Genomic DNA, 17,457 nt, shown 5'->3' on the forward strand with positions numbered 1-17,457 from the left:
GAAGGGGTTTGGGAACCTTGAAGAACCTTGAAGGGGTTTGGTTACCAAACCCCTACTAACCCAATTCATTAACGGGGAAGCGATCCAATAACTGAATGGCTCGAATAGCATTCCGTTTTAAGGCATCCGATAAGAATGGCACATGGGGAATTTGAGATAGAAAATCGACACTGCGGCGTAACAATCGCACAATATCCCCTTCATCTAAACTGGTATCCGCACAAAGCTCTGTCCATTCCACACCCAATGCCCATTGCTCAACTAACCCAATTAAATCCCGTTCTAACCAAATCGGCAAAGCCACCTGATAGCGACGTTGGACTTGAAACAACTGACGGCGAGTTTGTCTTAAACTATCTAATGCTTCCAGCACAGGTTCTGAGGGGGGATAATTTGTCCAGCTATCGGGACGCGGGGTTTCCGTCACCAAAGCGCAGGCGCAGGCGGCTAAGTGGTGCGGATCTAACTGATCAAACGCACTAGACATCAACGCTAACCCCAACCACAGTTCGTTATCTCCGCGAATCGCTGCGGCTGCTTGCCCCAATGATGTCGGCTTGACATCTTCCAGACAACCAAATGTCCTTAAAATTTCGATCAGGTTGAGAAATTCTTGCCAGTGCATCGCTTGGTTTTCCCGGTAAAGGGTTTGACGCTCATTGATTTCCTCTTGTAGGGCTAAACGGCGTTTATGACGTTTAATCAGTTGAGACGGATTCCCCCATTGTCGCACCAGATGATCTTCGAGTTGGGCTTTTACCGCATCCATTCGATGCTGTTGTGCTTCAACTTCAGGTGCGACCATGGGTTCTATATCAGTGGGAATTTGAGCCGCGATCGCTTCCGTGTCTGGTGTACCCCGTCTGGTTTGACCGGGCTTGAGTGTGAGTTCAGGGGGTGGGTTCAGCACCGTTAAATCAATCATCTCTAACCACCCATGCACCCCAACCAAATCGGTGGTTGTGGCGATATACCAGCGATTATCGGCACTTAAGCAGACTAAATAGGGGGATTGTCCCCGCCCTTTTTCCTTCGCGACTAATATCGCCAGAATCGGTTCCGGAACTGGAATATACTTGCCTTTGAGTGAAAGTAGCGTCCCCAAGGGCGCTTCGGGGATAATTTGGGCAATTTCCGCCACTTGTGCGGCTTGGGCTTGCCGTTGTAGGGTTTTGAGTAATCGCCGTTCTTCTTTGAGCCGTTCCTTGAGTTTTTCGTATCGCCCCAGGGCGTTTAAGTCAACGGGTGCTAGTTGAATATCTAATTTTGCCAGTTCTGTGGTTAACTCCGTAATCGCTTGTTGCTGGGGTTGGAGGTACAGTGTCGCCAGGTATTGGGCAAAACTGCGTTCCACCAACTCCTTGGCTTCCGGAAGGGTGTGGGTTTGGAGTAAGTTCAGCACCATCCCGTAGTTGGGGGTAAACTGGCTGACTAAGGGGTCAGCCTGACTGGTGGCAAGGTACGCCGCTTCCTTTGCTCCTTCAAACGGCGTCTGTACTGTGACCACATAACCCGTGGCATCCATCCCCCGGCGTCCGGCTCGACCTGCCATTTGCAGAAATTCCGATGCTGTCAACAGTCGGTGTCCGCGATCGGTTCGTTTTGAGAGGGTAGAAATTACGGTGGTGCGAGCGGGCATATTAATTCCCGCCGCTAGAGTTTCAGTGGCAAACACCACCTTAACCAACCCTAATTGAAACAGTTCTTCTACAAACCCCTTCCAAGCCGGTAAAATCCCCGCATGATGGGCAGCAATGCCGCGATACAGGGGGGCGACTTGTCCCGCCCGACCCGCTTCTGGATTCCGACGTAAAAATTCGTCAATGCGCTTTTTCAATTCAGCCGCTTCTTTAGCATTAACCAGAGACAACTCTCCCAACTCCTCCACCGAGCGATCGCAACCGCGACGAGAGAAAATAAAATAAATCGCGGGTAACATATCCCGTTGCTGGAGTTGCGCCAGCACAAAGGCATTACTGGGGCTTTCTGGGCGTCCCCCCCGTCCTCTCCCTTTGTTGCGTTTCGGTTTGAGGCGAGGATTTAACTTTGTTTGGTTAGAGTCCAGCAGGGGAAAAATGCCCTTCGGGTTGGCAAAGCTGAATTGTAAGGGAACCGGTCGAAAGTCGGAATAAATTCGCTCGGTTGCGCCATGAACTAAGTTCAACCAGTCCGTTAGTTGATCGGAATTCGCCACCGTAGCGGATAGGGCAACAAGCTGAACTTCTGGAGGACAATAAATAATCGACTCCTCCCAAACCGTACCCCGTTGTCGGTCATTCATATAATGGCACTCATCCAAGACCACCGCTTCCACCCCTTCTAGGGACGTACCAATTTCCCCAATCCGTGTGCCGTAAAGCATATTGCGGAAGATTTCCGTGGTCATCACCAAGATTGGCGCGTCCCGATTAATGGAAACATCCCCCGTAACCAGACCCACATTGTCCGCACCAAACGTAGCGCGAAAATCTCGCAGCTTCTGGTTGGAGAGGGCTTTCAAGGGAGTGGTATAAAAAACTCGCCCTCCTCTTGACAAAGCGCGGTAAATAGCATACTCCCCAATCAACGTCTTCCCAGAACCTGTGGGGGCGCAGACAACAACCGAGCGATTCGCATTCAGCGCCGCGATCGCTTGGAGCTGAAATTGATCCAGAGGAAACGGAAATAGATTTTTGGGGTCAAGTTCTATCTTCGGGGTCGAAACGTTCACACTCGCTCTTTCCAATAGGTGACGACAGAGGGACGGGACGAAAAACACTTTACCCCACAGGGTTCAGTGTGCAGTAGTTCTATTTTGACATCCTCCTGAATGGATTCCCCATATCGGCATACCAATACGGCTCTAATAAGTTCTCATTGCAATTTTTCTCCTCCAACTTCCCCAGCTTCCCCAGCTCCCCGCCCATCCTACTCCCAATTTTAGGGTTAGAAGCTGTTTGTCCTGATTTGCACGCTGTCGATTGGAAAAAAGGCTGTAGCAACTTGGACACGGAGATCTACAAGCGATGTGCAACAACATGAGGAAGTTTTCACCAGCATCCTATTTTAGGGGAGAACGTGAAAGCGTAGTCATTTTGTCCAATCAATCAGCCAAGCGTCTTACGTTTGATGCTAAGGGCAACGATGACAATCGCGGCAGCGGTCGCTAAATGGTGATTCACCAGGTAAGCCGCTGAATTCTAGTGAGCATCAAGCTAGATTTAACCCAGTTTGATTAAGTTATTCGGACCAGATAGAGCAATTGAAGGTAAAGCCTAAACAGTAACCCAGCTTGAGAAGCTGGGTTTTCGCTTATCGGAAAGCCGATCAATTGAAATATGCACCCCTGCATCTCAGCCCCCGTTCCCCTGCTTCCCGACACCGGGCGGCTGGGATTTTTAATAAAATTTAACAATCGTCAAACAGTTGCGGTTATCATCCATGCGTGTATAACTGAGCTTATCGGCAATTTTTTGCATAATAGCCAATCCTCGTCCTCCTTCCGCCTGATCAGCGGGCAAAGACGACGGAGTTCGGAGCCGCCGTTCAAAATCAAAAGGCGCTCCACTGTCCCAGACCCGTATCTCTAGGCGTTGGGGCGATTGCCCCAGAATTACCTCAACCTCAATGGAAACACTGGGCGGCAGGTCTTTGTGGGCATATTTCACCGCGTTAGTGTATCCTTCCGCAAGCGCTAGTTTGCACTGTAACCAGACTTTTGTTTCGATTGAGGAGGGGTGAAGCTCCCCAAACCAGGATAAAACCTGGTCTAACGCATTCAGGTCGGAAGGAAATTGCTTGCTAAATTTTTGAAGCTCTCTCAACTGCTCAAAGCCTTTCACATCAACGACATCAAAGCCAGAATTAAAATGAACAGATACTCCCTGTGAAAAAATCCAGTCTACCCTAGATTTATCCCTTGCTCTACCATTTATTCACTGACCTTGCGATCTTTATCACTTTCTCATGAAAGTACCCATAGCTTCATCGAGTCTTCCTTCTTGTTGTAAGCGCGTGCATCTGCAATCTCCTTGAGTGACTTGTATTATCTCGATGCCATGACCCAAATTCTAATTATTGATGACGACCCTGCCATTCAAATACTGCTGAAACGGACGCTTCATAACCAAGGTTATGACGTCACCATCGCTAGCAACGGCGAAGAGGGTCTTGAACTTGCGCGGCAGTTGCGTCCGGCGTTGGTCATTTGTGATTGGATTATGCCAAGGATGAACGGACTAGAAGTCTGTCGTCAAATTAAGGCAACCCCAGCACTATCAACCACTATGTTCATTTTGCTGACATCTCTCGGTTCCGTTGGCGATCGCGTCAAGGGACTGGATGCTGGGGCAGATGACTTTATCTGTAAGCCAATCGAAATCGCTGAGTTGCAGGCGCGAGTACGTTCCGGCTTGAGATTGCATGAACTAAGCCGCGATTTGCAGCACCAAAAACAGTTGCTGGAAATGGAACTCGCAGAAGCGGCGGAGTACGTCCGTTCTATTCTGCCAGACCAGATGACTGAACCGCCTGTGACTATTGACTCTCGATTCATTCCGTCTCGGCAATTAGGAGGTGATGGCTTCGATTACTACTGGTTGGATTCAGAACACCTGGCAATTTATTTGTTAGATACGGCTGGGCATGGCTTGAGAGCAGCTTTACCAACGCTTTCGGTGTTAAATCTATTGAGATCACGCACCCTGCCGAATATTGACTATTACCAACCCAGCGACGTTCTACGAGGGTTAAACCAGACCTTTCAGATGACAGAACGCAACGATAAATACTTTACTATCTGGTATGGAGTCTATAATCGGACGAAGCGTCAACTTGTTTATGCCAGTGCTGGACATCCACCGGCTGTCTTATTTTCGGGTAAGCCATCGTCTAGTCGGGAGGTCAATCTCTTGAAGACAACGGGACTGCCTGTGGGTATGCTGCTTGAGGCTGAGTATGTTGATGATAGCTGCGACGTCAGCGAATCCAGTTCCCTTTACATTTTCAGCGATGGGATTTACGAGATTCACCAACCCGATGGTGATATCTGGGGACTTGACTCATTCGTCAAACTTCTGGGTGAGTGTCGGATAGATAGTTCGTGTAACCTTAACTCCATCCTAGAGGGCGTTGATGCCTTAAATCCCAGAGACTTTTTCGATGACGATTTGTCTTTGCTAGAAATTAACTTTGATTAGATAGGCTCCCCGACTTCCTAAGCTGGCGAAGGAACGGCTGACGTCGGGGTTTCCCTCCCTCAATCTGGGTTTACTCTCCCCTTTAAAAACAGGTCAGAGGGCAGAGGGTACTGTATTAAGTTTTGTAAATAGCCCTCAAACCCTTACATAAACGGAACAGTGTCAACAACCCCACCCACAAGGGGATGGGGTTTTCCCGGCGAATTTTATAAAACGGGATGTCAAAATTCCCAAAACGGATTTGGTATTAGCCATAGAACCCTATTTTGGGATAGAAGAGTTGCCCGCCAAGGATTTGCATTCCTGGCGGGTTGTTACTACAAGGTGATCAGTTACTTAGGAGCTTAATACTCCCCCTTCCGCACGGGGATTCTTACTGGGTTTCGCCAAATTGGGCTAACCCAGAGAATTATGCACTAGAAGAGACAGCCTCCTCAAACGCTTCTCGTGTGGGAAAGATTTCAAACACCCGATCCATGCTTGTCAGTTCAAATAACATTTTGATCTGTTCGTTGACTGAGCAAACAAAGAGCTTTCCCCCAGCAGCACGAACGGTCTTAAGGGCAAGAACTAGCGCCCCTAAGCCCGAACTATCCATAAAGGTAACGTCTTGAAAATCAATCAATACGATGTCGGCATTTGATTGCACAAGGTCGCTAATCTCTTGACGAAATTGACCAGCTTTTGTGCCATCTAAGATGCCAGAGGGTTGAACAACTTTAACCACAGGACTCATATACTACTTATGACTGCCGTTACAGAAATATCCAGACCTTGCCAGTATAGCCGCGACAATTCAAATCAGCCAAACTTTTGGACTGAGAAGAGGTGTCGTTTTTAGGCAGTTTTTATCCTCTGGAGAGATTATAGAGATATCTCTCTGGAGTAACTTCATTCTGTTTTCCTTGGATCAGCTATCTGCATTGGTCAGGGATGGGATGTATCTCAACATGGGCGGAGATACGTCACTCCTTACCGAGTCCAGCCGTATCCATCCGGATTTTTTCGGTAAGCACATTTACTTTGACACTCCCTTCGCTAAAAGCGAGGGATTCTTGGGCTGAATATTGCCGTTCAGGTTTCCCTTACTGTGGTCTTATACACTCATGTCTACGGTATGCTCCGTACTCCTCAAGCGTGCATTTCCGTCCGCCCGACGGTATGTACAGATACTACCATCTTTTCTGGCAATTCATCCCGTCACTAAACGTGAAGGACGTCTTGCCGGATTAGATAAAATCGGGAGACTGTTGAGGTTTGAATGGAGGACTTTTGACGTCCAAGGTTGCCGCTACCTTGATCTCAGGGGTAAAGGACTTGGTAAGCTTCAGTAAGGATATTACTAAATTGGGCAATGACAGACCGAGTTTTGATTCTGGGAGGACGAGGACGTATCGGCAGCAATGTTATGCAAGATCTCATTGCCCATACCCAAGCACAAATTACGATTACAGGGCGTCACAGGGCATCAGAGACAGAATTTTCGCCACAGGTTCAACCGCAGGTGCAGTTTCTCACCCTAGATTTAGCCGATCGCGATGGGTTGAGGGATGCGATCGCGTCTCATAATCTGGTTATCCATTGTGCGGGTCCTTTTCTCTATCGAGACGCCTCGGTTCTCAAAACTTGCATTGAGATGGGCGTAAATTATCTGGATGTGAGTGATAATCGCGCCTTTATCCAAAAAGCCTTCCCCTATCACGAAGCAGCAGCGGCGGCGGGTGTCACGGCGATTATCAATACTGGGGTTTTTCCGGGCATCTCCAATAGCATGGTGCGTCAGGCAATTGAACAATTGGATCAGCCGGAAACCATTCACCTGAGTTATGGTGTAGCTGGTTCCGGTGGGGCTGGCGTCACCGTGATGCGAACCACGTTTCTGGGGTTAACAGAACCCTTTGAGGCGTGGATTGATCACCAGTGGCATCAGGTAAAACCCTATAGCGATCGCGAAACGGTTCATTTCTCCCAACCTTATGGCAAAGTCGGCGTCTACTGGTTCGATGTACCCGAAACCGTTACCCTTGTCAACTCCTTCCCCGTGAAAACGGTGATCACCAAGTTTGGCTCAATTCCCGATATTTATAACCACCTCACCTGGATCACCGCCCATCTGTTTCCCGCCGATTGGTTAAGGAAACCCGAAAATATCGAGTATTTGTCCCAACTCAGCTACCGCATGACCCAATTTAGCGATCGCATCAGTGGGATTGGAATTGCCATTCGCGCCCAAGTCACAGGGTACAAAGAAAACCAACCGGTCACAGTTGTCTCAACCTTGGTGCATGAAAATACAGCGGCGGCGGCTGGTGCAGGTACAGGCAGCATTGCTCAGTTTATACTAGCAGGTCAACTCAGTAAACCGGGTATTTGGTCAGTTGAACAAGCGCTGACAACGGAATTATTTGAACCAGCGATGCAACATCGAAACATCCAAATTCATTTGCAAACTAACCCCCTGACCTAAAGCGTTAGCCTTCTTAAGTAAAGTTGATATAGTTTGAGTAATCAATTGAAGCTAATGAGGTAATTTTTATTATTTTTTAGTTAATAATATTTCGTTTTATTTTTTTTGATTGATAGATCACAAAAAAGTGGACGGTTTCCGGAAGTACCAGCTAAGCTTATGTATGGTATACAAGTATTACAGATGTAGAAAATAAGTATAAATTCCTCGGAGTTTCTTTAAGCTTTTGTCGGTTATACCCTAAAGTCTTAATAAACTTATCGAATTACTTCTGTATAACTAAACACCTAGATAAATGTAGAACACATCTCATTAATCTATTCTGAAAATAAGGAGCAAATGTGTTAGAACTAAAACGCGATAAACTGGGACAACTTAGTAGCATTGAATCCTTCCGGGCTATTGTGGAAGGCATGACAGATGCTTTAGGAGACAAGGCTACAGCCGTAGCACTGACATCTGCGGGTCGAAAGCACGGTAAGGAAGTTGCGGAAAAGTTGGGATTCAAAGGTTCAACCCAAGACTTAAACGATGCCGCCAAACAAATCACAGAACTTTTGGGAGAAAAAGGCTCTCGTCTTTGTATCATTGATCGCATTGTTCGAGACGGTGATTCGATCAAAGTCTATGCCTTAGAAACCCTCTGTGCGATCGGTGGAACTGAGGAAACTCCTCCCAAGTGTACCTTTACACTCGGTTTAGTTTGGGGAGTCTTAGGTGAACTACTCCAATCGAAACTGAAAGCAAGTCAAACGGAATCGGTACTCCGAGGTGACAGTTACGATTTGTTTGAGTTTACTGTACTCACCTAATGTGTACAAAGAGCGGCTTTTTATTGTCTTTAAGGATAATACCAAAGGTAAAAAAGCCGCCGTTAGTAGAGACGTAGTATGCTACGTCTCTACTTTATTTATTGGTAAGCATAAGGGGGGAGGACAGAGGATGCTTCGCTTTTTTTGCACGGGAGAAGGGGAACCTGATTCTCTTGCTCCCCTCTTGCTCCCCTCTCCCCGGCGTGGGAGAGGGGCTGGGGGTGAGGGGTTGAGCTTAAGTTGACACTAATGACAGACGTGCGCCCCTAAAACCCGCAAAATCTATTGCCCAATTTTACACGCCACGAGAGAAAACCCTCTTGCTACTGGCGTAAGATCTCAGTATGACCCGAATGCAACGGTTAAAACGTTAAAAGCATTCTGTCTCTGTTTAAGACAAATCCTTTCTTTTTGTACCAATCTACGATAAAAGGATTCTTAGTTTTTATCGGAGTCAGACGTATCCCCTTAACGCCTTGGCATTTAAGTTGAGCGATGGCTTCGTTTAAAAGCTGATTTCCGAATCCTTTACCTCGACAGGTGGGTTTAACTTCGATGAGATTAATCACACCAAATCCATCAGGTGCGATACTAAAGACGATTTCCCCGACAATCTCGTTTTGCACGATTAGTTCAAACATAATTCACCTTACCGCTGAATCGCGGCGTTTTATTAACCCGAGTTCGATGCAAAAGGCTGATAACGTAATGAGGTGGGATACAGGTTACAGGGTTTTCCGAAAAATGAACACCTGTAGCGACGCTGAACTCAGGGATATTGGCTAAATTCAAGTGCGCTGCACTAGCTAGTTTTTCTAAAGATCCTGGGCTGTATTTCTGAAGACTCTCAAAATCCTTACGATTGTCTCAGTTTTTGCCCTGATGGTTGATTCACTCTGATCAGCAGATTTTAATGATTCCCATCACTATTCTTTTTTGAGTAAATTCTCCTTAGCGAATCTGAAACATGGCGTTAAGTTTTCGAGGCTAAATTTCATGATTCAGAGAAAAATAGAGAGATGTGTTTCCTTGTTAACACATAGTTATATCATACCATATTTATTATCTTCTATAGGTAGAGTCTGTGTCAAGACTTGCCAAATTTATTGCATGTAATACAATTGAACAGAGAGAGAATTTCAGTAGAGCGAAACGTTTTAGATAAGAAGTGCAGAGGGACGGACTCAAGAACACTGGTGTCAAGTTAATGAAAGCCATGTTCCAGACCTGTCATTGTGCTATGGCGTATGGCTAGCAGGGGCTGTATACTCAAGTTGCCAGTTCATCATTCTTAGTGCAAGCATCTTGACCACTTTTTCTTAGGGACTTGCAGGTTAATAATGTATTCACTAAGTTTCACTGGATTGTTGATACAGCTTTCTTAACGGAGACTCCATCTATTTTTACACCAATATGATTATCTAGATTTTTATATTTATTTTATATTTTGAAGTAAAACTCTTTTTAAAAGGAATTTTTCAAAAAAACACGGGACTATAGTAATTATAAATAACAGAACCCTCAATGTCTAGATCGGCAAAAAAAACATATAAGTTTCCGGATTGCATCACTTGAATCGGTATATTATTCATAGAAACGGCAGGGTAATATGTCTAGAACCAGCTAAATATCTATGGTTGAGAATTTAGTTTTATCAAAGAAATTCTTAAATTAATAGTAATTTATCTGACTAGAATTACCTTGCTAAACACCTTCTTGGTTGATGAAGTGTTCCAACTCTATGTTGTCAAAAATAAGGAGTCAACGTGTTAGAACTCAAACGAGATAAATTAGGACAATTCAGCAGTATTGAATCCTTCCGGGCTTTGGTTGAAGGGATGACCGATGCCTTAGGTGAAAAAGCGACAGCCGTTGCTCTGACTGCTGCTGGTCGTAAGCATGGGCAAGAACTCGCAGAAAAGTTGGGGTTCAAAGGGACTACCCAAAACTTGGAAGATGCGACTAAGCAAATCGCCGAAGTTTTGGGTGAAGAGGGCGCTCGTTTGTGCATCATTGACAAGATCACCCAAGAGGGCGACACTGTCAAGGTTTACACCACAGAAACCCTCTGCGCGATCGGCGGAACTGAGGGAGAACCTCCTAAATGTACTTTTACCCTCGGTTTAGTTTGGGGCGTTTTAACCGAACTGCTTCAGCAAAAAATAAAGGGTTCACAAACGAAATCAATCCTTCGAGGTGACTCTTACGACCTGTTCGAGTTTATTACTGTTGAGTAATTCGACAAAAAGCAGCTAATGAGGATTGCCCTGCTATCACACTCGGCAAATCTTCTCTTAGCCGCCTTATGCTCATCGTGAGCTGACTGGGTAGCCTTACAGTTTGGGCTAAAACCCAGAAGTAGGTAAATATAACATCCAACCAGTCAGCCATGCTTGTTTTCGTTACACAACTTAACTTCATTGTCCTCTATTAACGTTAAGGAGAAACACAAGAATGGGAATCAATACTCAAAAACTGAGTCATCTGGTTCAGAATTTTGTCTCGACGACATCTGACGTGCTAGGTGCTGCGATTGTTACGCCGGATGGTTTACCCCTGGCGTCTAGCTTGCCCGGATCAGTGGCTGAAGAGCGTATCTCAGCAATGTCCGCCACCATGCTGTCTCTGGGTGAACGGATTTCCAAAGAACTCTTGGGAGGTCAAACCAGTCGTATTTTAGTTGAAGGTGATGACGGCTACAGCATTATGACCGACTGTGGTCCAGAAGCTGTGTTCATCGTTCTGGCTGGGAAAGATGCCAAACAAGGCGCTCTCAACTTGGATATAGGTCGAACCGTTACCCAGATTAAAGTCAGTTTGGGCTAGTTCGGTCAGTCTCTTATCCGCACCCCGGCTTCTTCTAGGAGTCGGGGTTCGCGTTCAATAAATTATGATCACAAATAATAAAACTATACATAAGCGACACCATATATCTGGACACAAGCATAGAGATAACCACAATACTGATTTAAGCTAACGCTCCGGACTTATCTGCTAACGCATGAAAAAAGGTAATGTCAGGAACGTTATGTATTTTGTCCTTTGTCATTGGCAAAGGTTGGATGCAGACTTAGTTGGAATAGTCGAGGAGCAGGTTAACACAGCCTTATTTACCTAAACATAGATTCTATCCACTGTCCTAAGCCAGGTTAACAAGCGTCAAATTTTTACTGTTCCCTGTTCCCTTGTCCTCATGCTCAAGTTTAATTGTGTGCGACTACTTAGTGCAGGCTGACAAAGTTCGGCATTAGCCTAGCTGGATACAAGGATATCCATTCTAGTGGTCATCGAATTTTTAATGGTTGGATGATTCTGAATTCAATCAGTATTTTAAAAATGCGTTAAATTCAATTTATTTAAATACCAAAACTTGCTTTTAATTTGGTATTTAAACATTTTTTGCTGCTTGATTTTATTGCTCAACTATTCTTTATAAAAACAACACAAAAATATATGGACAATTACAAATATTATTTGTTATCAATAAAGAAGATTGAAAATTCATGCTGGTAGGAGAAAACTATGACCTTAAATGCTCATGCATTTATGGAGACAATGGCAAAGCGTATTGGCTTTACTGATGAAGACAAAGCCATCCTCAAAGCCAACGCGACTTGGGGCAAAGATATCGCTCCAGAAATGGCAAATCATTTCTATGCTTATTTGGGACGAGATCCGGAAATGAGCGAAATTTTAAATGCCAAAGAAGGACGGATGCATCGTCTGCGTGAAACCTTTACGCAATGGTTTTACGAAATGTTTACAGGTATGGATGATTGGGGTAATGCTTATGCCGATCGCCGCTGGCGAATTGGTCTAGTGCATGTGCAGATTGGCATTGGACCCCAACATGTGGTTCCAGCCATGGCAATTGTGGTTAATGCTGTAGGTCAAAAGCTAAAAGAGGCAGACAAAAATGAAGAATTACGGAATGCCCTCAGTCTAATTTGCATGATTGATCTGGCATTTATTGAACAAGCCTACATTGAAGTCACGTCAGCCGCCGTACTTCAAGAAACTGGCTGGACAGAAGGTTTATTCAAACGCCTCATTTCCACAGGTGCAGCTTCGATGTAACTCAAGGCTTAACTGTATTAGCAATCTCTCAAATTTCAGCAGGAGTACAAACAATCAATGGCGATCAATTCTGAAAAATTAGGACATATTCTCAAGGATTTTGTCTCGGCAACGAATGACGTTGAAGGTGCTGCTATTGTCACTCCAGATGGTTTACCTCTGGCAACTACTTTGCCTAGTAATATGGATGATGAACGGGTATCAGCCATGTCTGCGGCGATGCTATCTTTAGGGGAACGAATTGGTAAAGAACTGGTTCGAGGTGCAATTGATCGCATCTATGTTGAAGGTAATCAAGGGTTGAGTATTTTGACCAGTTGTGGTGAAGATGCTGTCTTTCTCGTTTTAGCTACTCAACAAGCCAAACAAGGACTTTTGATGTTGGAAATAAAACGGGCGCTTGGTGACCTTAAGTCTATCTTACTGTAAAGCAAGAAAACAATTGTCAGGCAATATTTAAAAGGCTGTAATTAATGGCAAAATAATAGCCATAAATATCCTGACATTGCTCAACTATACCCTTGACAGCATTTTCTGTTTTTCCTTCCACATCAAACAACGAAAGTATTCTTTTAGTTCAAGATAGTTGTAATTTAGTTTTTGGATTTATGGAGGTCACTAAAACAACTTTATGTATTAAGTATTTATGCTATTGTTATGCCATCTAATAAAACTAAAAACAAAAAATGGTCAAATAAATTTCATGAAAAATATACGTATAGTTATAACCGGAACTGTCGGAGCCGGCAAGTCTACTTTTGTACGTACAGCTAGTGAAATTGATGTTGTAGAAATAGAACGTCAGGTTAGTAATTCCGAAAAAGAATACTCATTTAAGGATAAAACTACTGTTGCATTCGACTTTGGCAAATTGGTGTTAGATGCCAAGAAGCATTTGCATCTATATGGGACTCCAGGTCAAACCCGCTTTGATTTTATGTGGGATATTTTAATTAAAGGGGCTGATGCTTATATTCTACTGGTGAAGGCTAATCAAGCAGATAGTTTTTCCTACGCCAAAGATATTTTAGCTTTTATGAATAATCGCGTTCAAGTACCGATGGTTATTGGTTTAACTCATACTGATTGTTCGGGGGCTATACCGACAGAAGAAATAGTCCAACATTTAGGCATTTTAAATGATAAACATTGTCCAGCTATTTTCAATGTTAATCCTCAACTGAAATCTTCGGTTGTGGCAGCACTAAAGGTTTTAACGAATCAAGTTATTTAGATGAAATTACAGCTAAATTTCAATAATGCAATACTTTTGGTTATAAAGGTATTTTATTTGTCCTTAGTAAAACTTAAAAATACTTTTATAGGGAAATATCTGAATGATGTTTTTAATTGAGAAATAGTAAACAGAAAGTTAACTAATTACAGTCAAATCAACACAATTCAGGAGATGGATATGGCAATTGCACAAAATGAACTACGTCAAGAACTTGGAGACTTTAGCAGTATTATTTGCCTCAAAGCCATTATTACGGGTGTTGAAGAAGCTTTAGGCGATAAAGCTACAGCAATTGCACTCATTTCTGCGGGTCGTCAACGGGGCAAAATGTTAGCGGAAAAGCTTGCCTTAGTGGACAAGGGCAAAGAAATTTCCTTAGTAGATGTGACGGAAAAAGTCCAATATGCTCTAGGGAAAGAGGGAACTCGTTTGTGCGTGATTGACAAGATCATCCAGGAAGACGAAGGATATAAAGTCTATACTCACGAAACTGTTTGTTCAGCAGGTGAACCTCAAGGCTCGTCTCGGCAATGCACATTTACGATGGGGGCAATTCAAGGGTTTCTTGAAGCCTTTTTAGGTAAGCGTTTACGGGGAACTCAGACTGAATCAACATTACGGGAAGGAACTCACGACGTTTTCGAGTACAAGATTTTAGGCGCTGTCCAAAAATAATCTGGTTTTTGCAATTGGATTGTACGAGTACAGAATAGCGTCAATAAAATAAATACGCAAAAAAGCTGAACATCGTCATGATTTGAGTAAAGGCGTTCTCTGAGAACGTCTCTACATGACGTTTGCACAAAGGAGATTATTTAATCAATTTAAGCAAAACAACGGCTATGGCAATTAATCCTTACAAATTAGGGCGTATTTTACAAACCTTTGTAAGCAATACCCCTGATGTGCAAGGTGCAGCAATGATTACTCCCGATGGTTTAACCCTAGCTGCTAGTTTGCCAGTTGATATGGATGATGAACGAGTATCGGCAATATCAGCAGCGATGTTATCTCTGGGTGAGCGGATTGGTAACGAACTGGCTCGGGGAACTATTGATCGTATTTCTGTGGAAGGTAACCATGGTTTAAGTATTTTAACCAGTTGCGGGGAAGATGCTGTTTTTCTGGTTTTAGCCAGTAAAACAGCTAAACCGGGATTGTTAAAATTAGAAATCAAACGAACGATTACTCAATTTAATTTATTTTTGCCGTAAAAATTATCAATTGACAATATTGCATTGGTGCAGGCATTGATTGCGCCAATGAATTTTATTTTTCTTAAAAATATACTCAGCTATAGACTTTATATATGCTTTATGAAAACATCATAGAAAACTACAGACATTTTTCTAATTAATTGCTAGAACAGAAGTAGGGATTATTACCTAAAACTAACCCTGAAAATTAGCTGTATAAGAATATTATTTTTATACAGCTAAACAAACTATCAATGTCAGCATTTTTAGCCTCAAATGAGGAAAGTATTATGGCAATTGCACAGAATGAACTACGTCAAGAACTTGGAGACTTTAGCAGCATTGTTTGCTTGAAAGCAATCGTTGTCGGAGTTGAAGAAGCACTGGGCGAAAAAGCCGCCGCGATCGCGATGATTTCTGCGGGTCGCCAACGGGGTAAAAAGCTAGCCGAAGATCTGGATTTGGCGGGCAAGGGTTCCTCCATGTCCCTGGAAGATGTGACCGTAAAAGTTCAGGAAGCCTTGGGCAAAGATGGAACTCGTTTGTGCGTCATTGATAAAGTTACCCAAGAGGGTGATATCTACAAAGTTTATACTAGCGAAACCGTTTGTTCAGCCGGCGAATCTCAAGGCTCATCCCGGCAATGTACATTCACCATGGGGGCAATTCAAGGATTTCTCGAAGCATTTTTGGGTAAGCGCCTACGGGGAACTCAAACTGAATCCGTCTTACGGGGTGGCAATTTTGATGTGTTAGAGTACGCGGATCTTCCTGTAGTGAATCATTAAAAGGGTTCGGGTTGTCGTTCAGTATCTATCGCGATAAAGACTATTTGAAATTGGACAAGGAGTATGACAATGGCTATTAATGCCGAAAAACTGGGAATGATCATCAAAGAGTTTGCAGCATCCGCCTCTGATGTGGAAGGGGCTGCAATTGTCACTCCAGATGGTTTACCACTGGCGACAACGTTACCCAGTGGTATGGATGACGAACGAGTCTCTGCAATGTCGGCGGCGATGCTTTCCTTAGGGGAACGGATTGGTAAAGAATTAGTGCGCGGCACCATCGATCGCATTTATGTCGAGGGTGATCAGGGTTTGAGTATTCTTACCAGTTGTGGTGAAGATACCGTGTTTCTGGTTCTGGCGACGAAAACGGCGAAGCAAGGACTATTAATGTTAGACATCAAACGCACCCTGGGTGAATTGCGGATGGTTCTGTCGTAATCACCTTGATGGGTAAGGGTTTCTTCACTTGTGAAGCAAGCCCTATTAGGCTGGCAAGCTTAAAGTTGTGGGTAAAATTTTTCTGAATCGCTACTCTCATAAGGGTTCCTTGAAAATACTTGACCACCGTTTTAAGCTTGCCAAGCCAGTAGGGTGGGCATTGCCCACCTTACCCCTATAAGTAGGTGGACATAATTAATGTGAACGGTGAAGAACTAGCTATCCTTGAGAAGCAAGCTACGTTTATGTAAGGGGTTGCCGCTTGTTTACAAAACTTAGTGGGTGTGCTGTTTTCTTTTGTCTGACGAATTAACAGGCGTTAACCCAACCGATCAGCTATTCCACTGTTGAGATTATAAATTAAACAAACTATCGCTAAAATTAATTTATAATGACTCTATTATGAGAGTAGTTAAATTAAACGAAAATATTCTTATCGTTATTTCTAATAAAATAAACAACTTAACTATTTGGGGATCAGAGCGAGAGTTAATTTACTCATAATTTCTATAGTTAATTAATTTAAAAAATGTTTAGTGTGCAGACATATTGGCAATGAACTGCTAAAACAAGAACAGAAATTATTTACTAAGACCCCTCCCAGGATTTGGCTGTTGAAACCTATTCGTATCTGAACAGCTAAACTCTTAATGCCAACAAAATTTGATTAAATGAGGACATTACTATGGCAGATCCAGCGAAAGATTCACGTCAAGAATTGGGAAACTTTAGCGGCGTTGGAGAAATGAAGGCAATCGTCAGCGGTGTCGAAGAAGCGCTGGGCGAAAAAGCCGCCGCGATCGCAATGCTTTCTGCAGGTCGCCAACGGGGTAAAGAGCTAGCAACAAAACTCAATTTGGTAGACAAGGATGCCTCCGTTTCCCTGGAAGAAATTACCGAAAAAGCCCGGGTAGCCTTGGGCAAAGACGGAACTCGTTTGTGCGTCATTGACAAGATTATTCAAGATGGCGATGTCTACAAAGTCTATACTCGCGAAACCTTTGATTCTGTTGGTGAATCCCAAGGTTCAGATCGGCAATCTACGTTCACTATGGGGGCGATTCAAGGATTTCTCGAAGCCTTTTTGGATCAGCGCTTACAGGGAACTCAAACTGAATCACTCTTACAAGGTGGTAGCTGCGATCTGTTCGAGTACGCCATTATGGGTGACATCAACAGGAATGTTCGTCCTGAACTCAAAGAGTAACAGCGTTGGGGGGAACAGGAAAAATCTCAGCTTTGAGTATCTATTACTGCAAAGA

Annotated in this window: 17 protein-coding genes; 13 read left to right on the forward strand and 4 right to left on the reverse strand. The window is 43.9% G+C overall.

Going from position 1 to position 17,457, the window contains the following annotated elements; translation table 11 throughout:
• Nucleotides 1-55: 55 nt before the first annotated feature.
• Together RIC07_RS03420 and RIC07_RS03425 are read right to left on the reverse strand one after the other, a co-directional pair.
• Complete coding sequence (locus RIC07_RS03420) at nucleotides 56-2,710, reverse strand: DEAD/DEAH box helicase (protein WP_446393280.1); 2,655 nt, start codon at nucleotides 2,708-2,710, stop codon at nucleotides 56-58.
• 667 nt (nucleotides 2,711-3,377) lie between these two features.
• Nucleotides 3,378-3,821, reverse strand: coding sequence for an ATP-binding protein (locus RIC07_RS03425; RefSeq protein WP_446393281.1), 444 nt, complete (start codon nucleotides 3,819-3,821; stop codon nucleotides 3,378-3,380).
• Between the two features lie 216 nt (nucleotides 3,822-4,037).
• Here RIC07_RS03425 and RIC07_RS03430 point away from each other — a divergent pair, with 216 nt between their 5' ends.
• Nucleotides 4,038-5,177 carry a PP2C family protein-serine/threonine phosphatase gene (locus RIC07_RS03430; RefSeq protein WP_446393355.1) on the forward strand — a complete coding sequence of 380 codons (1,140 nt, stop codon included), beginning with the start codon at nucleotides 4,038-4,040 and terminating at the stop codon, nucleotides 5,175-5,177.
• Nucleotides 5,178-5,586: 409 nt separating this feature from the next.
• Here RIC07_RS03430 and RIC07_RS03435 read toward each other — a convergent pair whose 3' ends face one another.
• Nucleotides 5,587-5,913: an STAS domain-containing protein gene (locus RIC07_RS03435; protein WP_006101943.1), complete on the reverse strand. Its 327-nt coding sequence runs from the start codon at nucleotides 5,911-5,913 to the stop codon at nucleotides 5,587-5,589.
• Between the two features lie 618 nt (nucleotides 5,914-6,531).
• On the opposite strand from RIC07_RS03435, the gene RIC07_RS03440 reads away from it, so the two are divergent.
• Nucleotides 6,532-7,644, forward strand: coding sequence for a saccharopine dehydrogenase family protein (locus RIC07_RS03440; RefSeq protein ID WP_446393282.1), 1,113 nt, complete (start codon nucleotides 6,532-6,534; stop codon nucleotides 7,642-7,644).
• Nucleotides 7,645-7,985: 341 nt separating this feature from the next.
• Complete coding sequence (locus RIC07_RS03445) at nucleotides 7,986-8,456, forward strand: hydrocarbon-binding protein (protein WP_446393283.1); 471 nt, start codon at nucleotides 7,986-7,988, stop codon at nucleotides 8,454-8,456.
• A gap of 362 nt (nucleotides 8,457-8,818) precedes the next feature.
• Here the strand turns inward: RIC07_RS03445 and RIC07_RS03450 are convergent, their stop codons facing one another.
• A complete protein-coding gene (locus RIC07_RS03450; RefSeq protein ID WP_446371683.1) occupies nucleotides 8,819-9,097 on the reverse strand; it encodes a GNAT family N-acetyltransferase in 279 nt (92 codons plus the stop codon).
• Between the two features lie 1,125 nt (nucleotides 9,098-10,222).
• Here RIC07_RS03450 and RIC07_RS03455 point away from each other — a divergent pair.
• The 10 genes from RIC07_RS03455 to RIC07_RS03500 all read left to right on the forward strand — a co-directional run bounded on the left by RIC07_RS03455 (nucleotide 10,223) and on the right by RIC07_RS03500 (nucleotide 17,402).
• Nucleotides 10,223-10,693, forward strand: coding sequence for a hydrocarbon-binding protein (locus RIC07_RS03455; RefSeq protein WP_446393284.1), 471 nt, complete (start codon nucleotides 10,223-10,225; stop codon nucleotides 10,691-10,693).
• A 217-nt stretch (nucleotides 10,694-10,910) separates the two neighbouring features.
• Nucleotides 10,911-11,282 carry a roadblock/LC7 domain-containing protein gene (locus RIC07_RS03460; RefSeq protein WP_446393285.1) on the forward strand — a complete coding sequence of 124 codons (372 nt, stop codon included), beginning with the start codon at nucleotides 10,911-10,913 and terminating at the stop codon, nucleotides 11,280-11,282.
• 696 nt (nucleotides 11,283-11,978) lie between these two features.
• Complete coding sequence (locus RIC07_RS03465) at nucleotides 11,979-12,533, forward strand: protoglobin domain-containing protein (RefSeq protein ID WP_446393286.1); 555 nt, start codon at nucleotides 11,979-11,981, stop codon at nucleotides 12,531-12,533.
• Nucleotides 12,534-12,590: 57 nt separating this feature from the next.
• The gene (locus RIC07_RS03470) at nucleotides 12,591-12,962 is read left to right on the forward strand and encodes a roadblock/LC7 domain-containing protein (protein ID WP_446374889.1); all 372 of its coding nucleotides are present in this window, start codon (nucleotides 12,591-12,593) and stop codon (nucleotides 12,960-12,962) included.
• A gap of 274 nt (nucleotides 12,963-13,236) precedes the next feature.
• Complete coding sequence (locus RIC07_RS03475) at nucleotides 13,237-13,767, forward strand: GTP-binding protein (RefSeq protein WP_446393287.1); 531 nt, start codon at nucleotides 13,237-13,239, stop codon at nucleotides 13,765-13,767.
• 180 nt (nucleotides 13,768-13,947) lie between these two features.
• Nucleotides 13,948-14,445: a hypothetical protein gene (locus RIC07_RS03480; RefSeq protein ID WP_446393288.1), complete on the forward strand. Its 498-nt coding sequence runs from the start codon at nucleotides 13,948-13,950 to the stop codon at nucleotides 14,443-14,445.
• A gap of 167 nt (nucleotides 14,446-14,612) precedes the next feature.
• Nucleotides 14,613-14,984, forward strand: a complete 372-nt coding sequence (locus tag RIC07_RS03485) for a roadblock/LC7 domain-containing protein (RefSeq protein WP_446393289.1) — start codon at nucleotides 14,613-14,615, stop codon at nucleotides 14,982-14,984.
• A gap of 272 nt (nucleotides 14,985-15,256) precedes the next feature.
• Entirely contained in the window at nucleotides 15,257-15,754 is a 498-nt protein-coding gene (locus RIC07_RS03490; protein WP_446393290.1) for a hypothetical protein, read from the forward strand.
• 69 nt (nucleotides 15,755-15,823) lie between these two features.
• Nucleotides 15,824-16,195 (forward strand): roadblock/LC7 domain-containing protein, encoded by a 372-nt coding sequence (locus RIC07_RS03495; protein ID WP_446393291.1) that lies wholly within the window; start codon nucleotides 15,824-15,826, stop codon nucleotides 16,193-16,195.
• 685 nt (nucleotides 16,196-16,880) lie between these two features.
• Nucleotides 16,881-17,402 carry a hypothetical protein gene (locus RIC07_RS03500; RefSeq protein WP_446393292.1) on the forward strand — a complete coding sequence of 174 codons (522 nt, stop codon included), beginning with the start codon at nucleotides 16,881-16,883 and terminating at the stop codon, nucleotides 17,400-17,402.
• Nucleotides 17,403-17,457 lie beyond the last annotated feature (55 nt).

Source organism: Coleofasciculus sp. E1-EBD-02 (genome assembly GCF_040218245.1).
GTDB lineage: Bacteria > Cyanobacteriota > Cyanobacteriia > Cyanobacteriales > Coleofasciculaceae > Coleofasciculus.

Coding starts and splice junctions, on each gene's coding strand:
- RIC07_RS03490 (WP_446393290.1), top strand. CDS start 15,257: ATGGCAATTGCACAGAATGAACTACGTCAAGAACTTGGAGACTTTAGC.
- RIC07_RS03465 (WP_446393286.1), top strand. CDS start 11,979: ATGACCTTAAATGCTCATGCATTTATGGAGACAATGGCAAAGCGTATT.
- RIC07_RS03475 (WP_446393287.1), top strand. CDS start 13,237: ATGAAAAATATACGTATAGTTATAACCGGAACTGTCGGAGCCGGCAAG.
- RIC07_RS03460 (WP_446393285.1), top strand. CDS start 10,911: ATGGGAATCAATACTCAAAAACTGAGTCATCTGGTTCAGAATTTTGTC.
- RIC07_RS03495 (WP_446393291.1), top strand. CDS start 15,824: ATGGCTATTAATGCCGAAAAACTGGGAATGATCATCAAAGAGTTTGCA.
- RIC07_RS03430 (WP_446393355.1), top strand. CDS start 4,038: ATGACCCAAATTCTAATTATTGATGACGACCCTGCCATTCAAATACTG.
- RIC07_RS03485 (WP_446393289.1), top strand. CDS start 14,613: ATGGCAATTAATCCTTACAAATTAGGGCGTATTTTACAAACCTTTGTA.
- RIC07_RS03500 (WP_446393292.1), top strand. CDS start 16,881: ATGGCAGATCCAGCGAAAGATTCACGTCAAGAATTGGGAAACTTTAGC.
- RIC07_RS03435 (WP_006101943.1), bottom strand. CDS start 5,913: ATGAGTCCTGTGGTTAAAGTTGTTCAACCCTCTGGCATCTTAGATGGC.
- RIC07_RS03480 (WP_446393288.1), top strand. CDS start 13,948: ATGGCAATTGCACAAAATGAACTACGTCAAGAACTTGGAGACTTTAGC.
- RIC07_RS03440 (WP_446393282.1), top strand. CDS start 6,532: ATGACAGACCGAGTTTTGATTCTGGGAGGACGAGGACGTATCGGCAGC.
- RIC07_RS03470 (WP_446374889.1), top strand. CDS start 12,591: ATGGCGATCAATTCTGAAAAATTAGGACATATTCTCAAGGATTTTGTC.
- RIC07_RS03450 (WP_446371683.1), bottom strand. CDS start 9,097: ATGTTTGAACTAATCGTGCAAAACGAGATTGTCGGGGAAATCGTCTTT.